General features: G+C 66.8%; 6 protein-coding genes. All 6 read right to left on the bottom strand.

Features of this window, described 5'->3' with window-relative positions:
* A partial coding sequence (locus KGM94_RS23380) for a phosphatidate cytidylyltransferase (RefSeq protein WP_300264558.1) occupies nt 1-356 on the bottom strand: 356 nt, incomplete at its 3' end.
* Nucleotides 353-1,111, bottom strand: a complete 759-nt coding sequence (locus KGM94_RS23375) for an isoprenyl transferase (protein WP_300264556.1) — start codon at nt 1,109-1,111, stop codon at nt 353-355. The genes KGM94_RS23380 and KGM94_RS23375, both read right to left, overlap by 4 nt.
* 67 nt (nt 1,112-1,178) lie before the next feature.
* Nucleotides 1,179-1,742, bottom strand: a complete 564-nt coding sequence (gene frr / locus KGM94_RS23370; protein ID WP_300264554.1) for a ribosome recycling factor — start codon at nt 1,740-1,742, stop codon at nt 1,179-1,181.
* A 54-nt stretch (nt 1,743-1,796) separates the two neighbouring features.
* Nucleotides 1,797-2,513, bottom strand: a complete 717-nt coding sequence (gene pyrH, locus KGM94_RS23365; RefSeq protein ID WP_300264552.1) for a UMP kinase — start codon at nt 2,511-2,513, stop codon at nt 1,797-1,799.
* Nucleotides 2,514-2,579: 66 nt separating this feature from the next.
* Nucleotides 2,580-3,503, bottom strand: coding sequence for a translation elongation factor Ts (gene tsf, locus KGM94_RS23360; protein WP_300264550.1), 924 nt, complete (start codon nt 3,501-3,503; stop codon nt 2,580-2,582).
* Nucleotides 3,504-3,624: 121 nt separating this feature from the next.
* Nucleotides 3,625-4,614, bottom strand: a complete 990-nt coding sequence (locus tag KGM94_RS23355; RefSeq protein WP_300264548.1) for a 30S ribosomal protein S2 — start codon at nt 4,612-4,614, stop codon at nt 3,625-3,627.
* Between the last annotated feature and the right edge of the window lie 389 nt (nt 4,615-5,003).

Here is a 5,003-nt window from a genome sequence, read left to right as displayed (position 1 = left end):
GTGGTCCAGCGTCGCTGTTCCGTCGCCAGAAACACGATCAGCGTGACGCCGAGAATAAACGCGGCCCATGCTACGCCACCCCATCCGAACCAGAGCGCCAGGCCGATCAGTTCGAGCGCGATCACGCCAGCGGCGAAAGTACGCGGGTTGCGCGCCGGATTGACGATCTCGTGCCATTCGTAAAACAGGCCGACCGCGATCGCGGTAACCAGCAGCACCCAGAGCCAGCCGCCGGCGAATACGAACATCAAGGCCACCGGCGCCAGCAATGCGGCAGCAGCGATCCGCGCGATCAGGTTACGCGATCCCTTCACGGGGAGTGTTGGCGCGGAAGAGTCCGGCATCGCGCCGTTCACGATCCTGTCTTTGCGATCAGGCCGCCGAAACGGCGCTCACGGGTCGCATATTCGGCAATCGCTCCTTCCAGGGCCGCCTTGTCGAAATCCGGCCAATGAATCGGCACGAAAACGAGTTCACTGTAGGCCGCCTGCCACATCAGGAAGTTCGACAGGCGCTGCTCGCCGCTGGTGCGGATGATGAGATCGGGATCGGGAATGTCGGGCGCGTCGAGCGCGCCACCGAGCGCGTCGGCGTCGATCGAGGCGGGATCGCGCTTGCCCTCGGCGACCTCGCGCGCGAGCTTCTGCGCCGCCTTGGCGATCTCCTGCCGCGATCCGTAGTTGAAGGCGACGACGAGGTTCAGCCGCGTATTGTTGCGCGTCAGCTCCTCGGCCTCGTTCAGGAGCGCGCAGATGTCCGGATCGAGCCCTCCGCGCTCGCCGATGATGCGCACCTTGACGCCGTCGCGATGCAGGCTGGCGAGATCGTTGCGGATGAAGCGCCGCAACAGGCCGAAGAGATCGCCGATCTCGCTCGCCGGGCGCGACCAGTTCTCCGAGCTGAACGAGAAGATGGTCAGATAGCGAATGCCGAGTTCGTGCGCGGCGCGCACGACGCGGCGCAAGGCCTCGACGCCGCGGCGGTGGCCTTCGGCCCGCGGCAGGCCGCGCGCGGCCGCCCAGCGCCCGTTGCCATCCATGATGATGGCGACATGCGCTGGCGCATCGGACCGGTCGGGTCCATCCGTGGCGGGCGCGGCGGCGTTGGACATGAGTTCGGGTTTCTCTAAAGCATGACCCGGAAAAGTGTGCAGCGGTTTTCCGAAAAGATCATGCGCGTTACACCGTGAGGATTTCTTTTTCCTTGGCCGCCAGCAGTTTGTCGATTTCGGCGATCGTGCCGTCGGTCGCCTTCTGCACCTCGTCGGCGTGGCGCTTCTGGTCGTCCTCGGACATCTCGTGATTCTTCTCGAGCTTCTTGAGAACGTCGAGGCCGTCGCGGCGGACGTGGCGCGCGGCGACCTTGGCGGCTTCCGCGTATTTGTGCGCGACCTTGACCAGCTCCTTGCGCCGCTCCTCGTTCAGTTCTGGGATGCGCAGGCGCAGCACCTGGCCTTCGGTGGCCGGAGACAGGCCGAGATTGGAATCGACGATCGCCTTCTCCACCGCCTTGACCATGCTCTTGTCCCAGACCTGCACCGAGATCAGCCGCGGCTCCGGCACGCTGACGGTCGCGAGCTGGTTGAGCGGCATGTGGCTGCCATAGGCCTCGACCTGGACCGGATCGAGCATCGAGGCGGAGGCGCGGCCCGTGCGCAGGCCGCCGAGCTCGTGCTTGAGGGCCTGGGTGGCGCCCTGCATGCGGCGTTTCAGTTCGTTGATGTCGAAATTGCCCGTGGCCATCACGCTCTCCCTTCCAGATCTTGCGCCGGACGTCCTTGCCCGTCCGGCGAGCCGTCAACCGGCGACGATGGTCCCGTGACCGGCGCCGCGCAGGATGGCGCCGATCGAACCGGGCTCCGCAATCGAAAACACGATGATAGGCAGCGAGGTCTCGCGGGCAAGCGCGAAGGCGGTCGCGTCCATCACCTTGTAGCCGCCCTCGATCGCCTGCGAATGGGTCAGCCGGTCGAAGCGCCTGGCGGCCGGGTCCGTCTTCGGATCGGCCGAGTAGACGCCGTCGACATTGGTGGCCTTCAGCACGGCCTGCGCGCCGATCTCGGCCGCGCGCAGCACGGCGGTGGTGTCGGTGGTGAAGAACGGATTGCCGGTTCCGCCGCCGAGCAGGACGATACGGCCCTCGGCCAGGTATTTGTGCGTCGCACTGCGAGTGAAGAGCTCGGAAATCTCCGGCATCACGAAGGCCGACAGCGTGCGGGCCGGCGTGCCCTTGCGCTCGATGGCGGCCTCGAGCGCCAGGCAGTTCATCATGGTGGCGAGCATGCCCATGGTGTCGCCGGTGGGGCGGGACACGCCGTGGGAGGAGACCTCGACGCCGCGGACGATGTTGCCGCCGCCGATCACCACGGCGACTTCCGTGCCGAGATGGCGGGCGGCGATCAGATCATCGGCGACCCGGTCGACGGTCGGCTGGTCGATGCCATAGCCCTTTTGTCCCGCGAGATATTCGCCGGACAGCTTGATCACCACACGACGGTACACCGGATCAGTCATGCGCACTTTCCTCGTCCGGCAGCGCCTTCCGGCGGGCTGAGCCGCCGGAGGGAAACGGTCCGGCGCCTACTTCTTGCCGCTGGCGGCTGCGACCTCGGCGGCGAAGTCGCTTTCCTGCTTCTCGATTCCCTCGCCGAGAGCATAGCGCACAAAGCCCGTAATCTTCACCGGTCCGCCGATCCGGCCCTCGGCTTCCTTGACCGCCTGCGCCACCGACTTGCCGGTGTCGTGGATGAAGGCCTGTTCGAGCAGGCAGACTTCCTTGTAGTAGGTCTTCAGGCCCGACTCGACGATCTTCTCGATCACGTTCTCAGGCTTGCCCTGCTGGCGGTACTTGTCGGCGAGCACGTCCTTCTCGCGCCTGACCAGCGTCGGGTCGAGCCCGGCCGGCTCGAGCGCCAGCGGATTGGCGGCCGCGACATGCATGGCGAGCTGCCGGCCGAGCTGCGCCAGCTCGTCGGTCTTGCCGGCCGATTCCAGCGCCACGATCACGCCCATCTTGCCGGCGCCGTCGGTGACGGCCCCGTGGACGTAGCTCGACACCACGCCCTGGCCCACCTCGAGCGAGGAGGCGCGGCGCAGCGTCATGTTCTCGCCGATGGTCGCGATCGCGTCGTTGATCGCGGCTTCCACCGTGACGGCGCCGACCTTGGCGGCCTTGATCTTCTCGACGTCGGCGCCGACCTCGAGCGCGACCTGTGCGACCATCTTGACGAGGCCCTGGAACTGGTCGTTGCGCGCGACGAAGTCGGTCTCCGAGTTGACCTCGACCACGACGCCCCTGGTGCCCTTGGTGAGGGCGCCGATCAGGCCCTCGGCGGCGACGCGGCCGGCCTTCTTGGCGGCCTTGGACAGGCCCTTCTTGCGCAGCCAATCCTGCGCCGCTTCCATGTCGCCGCCGGTCTCGGTGAGCGCGGCCTTGCAGTCCATCATGCCCGCGCCGGTCGACTCGCGCAGGTCCTTGACCATTGCTGCTGTGATCGTTGCCATCGTTGAAATCCTTCTAGCCTGCCGGTCGACCCGCGGCGCGGCGCCATTGGCCTCGCCGCGGTCCACCACAGGGATTCGCGTCAACTGAAATCGTGGCCGGAGTGCTTCCGGCCAACCCTGACTACTCCGCTTCCGCGGTCAGCTCCTTGGCCTTGGCCACCCAGGCGTCGGCGCGGCTGGGCAGACCGACCTCTTCGCCGATCTTGTGCGCGGTTCCGTGGTCGAGCTCGGCGAGCTGCCAGTAGTGGAAGATGCCGAGGTCGTTGAACTTCTTCTCGATCGCGCCCGACACGCCCGGGAGCTTCTTGAGATCGTCGGCGGTGCCGCGCGGACCGGCGAGGCCCTGGAAGCCGCTCGCGGACGGCAGCTCCTCGGCAGCCGGACGGACGGCGGCGCCGATGTCGATGCCGGAATCGCCCTGCGCGCGCGAAATGCCGTCGATCGCGGCGCGCGCCACGAGGTCGCAATAGAGCGAGATCGCGCGGCCGGCGTCGTCATTGCCCGGCACCACGTAGGTGATGCCCTTCGGATCGGAGTTGGTGTCGACGATCGCGGCGACCGGGATGTTGAGCCGCTGGGCTTCCTGGATCGCGATGTCTTCCTTGTTGGTGTCGATCACGAAGATCAGGTCGGGCAGACCGCCCATGTCCTTGATGCCGCCGAGCGAGCGGTCGAGCTTGTCGCGCTCGCGCTGCAGCGTCAGCCGCTCCTTCTTGGTGTAGGAGCTGGCTTCGCCCCCGGCCAGCACCTCGTCGAGGTGACGCAACCGCTTGATCGAGGCCGAAATCGTCTTCCAATTGGTCAGCGTGCCGCCGAGCCAGCGCGAATTCACGAAATACTGCGCGGAGCGCCTGGCAGCGTCCGCGACGCCGTCCTGCGCCTGGCGCTTGGTGCCGACGAACAGGATGCGGCCGCCCTTGGCGACGGTGTCGCTCACCGCCTGAAGCGCGTGATGCAGCATCGGCACGGTCTGGGCGAGGTCGACGATGTGGATGTTGTTGCGGGTGCCGAAAATGAACGGAGCCATTTTCGGATTCCAGCGGTGGGATTGGTGACCAAAGTGCACGCCAGCCTCGAGCAGCTGGCGCATGGTGAAGTCGGGCAGCGCCATGGATATGATTCTCCGGTTGGTTCCTCCGGAAACGCGTGAGCAAAACGGGACGATCTCGCCCCGGCTGCCACCGGACGGCCTTGTGAGCCATGTTTCCGTGTGAGATGGCGCGCTGTATAGCGCCATTTCGGCCAGAAGCAAGGAAATAAGGGCCTTCGAAGGCATTTGCGCAGGGCATCGGCTGCCCTGCGCTCCAAGCCCCCTTCCCGGAATTCCCGTCTGGATTCCTGGCCCTCCCTAACCCCTTCCTAGCACTTGGGCTGGTTGGGCGGGCATCTCTTTCCGGCCGGCGCCGGCGGAGGCGGTGGGCGCGGCGGCGGGGCCACGATCCGCGGCGGTGGGGGCGGTGGAGCCGACCGGACCACGGGCGGCGGCGCCACCCGTGCCAC

The organism is Bradyrhizobium sp., from assembly GCF_028868675.1.
Taxonomy (GTDB): domain Bacteria; phylum Pseudomonadota; class Alphaproteobacteria; order Rhizobiales; family Xanthobacteraceae; genus Bradyrhizobium.
This window is presented reverse-complemented; position numbering and strand designations above follow the sequence as displayed.

Coding starts and splice junctions, on each gene's coding strand:
- KGM94_RS23355 (WP_300264548.1), bottom strand. CDS start 4,614: ATGGCGCTGCCCGACTTCACCATGCGCCAGCTGCTCGAGGCTGGCGTG.
- KGM94_RS23375 (WP_300264556.1), bottom strand. CDS start 1,111: ATGTCCAACGCCGCCGCGCCCGCCACGGATGGACCCGACCGGTCCGAT.
- pyrH (WP_300264552.1), bottom strand. CDS start 2,513: ATGACTGATCCGGTGTACCGTCGTGTGGTGATCAAGCTGTCCGGCGAA.
- frr (WP_300264554.1), bottom strand. CDS start 1,742: ATGGCCACGGGCAATTTCGACATCAACGAACTGAAACGCCGCATGCAG.
- tsf (WP_300264550.1), bottom strand. CDS start 3,503: ATGGCAACGATCACAGCAGCAATGGTCAAGGACCTGCGCGAGTCGACC.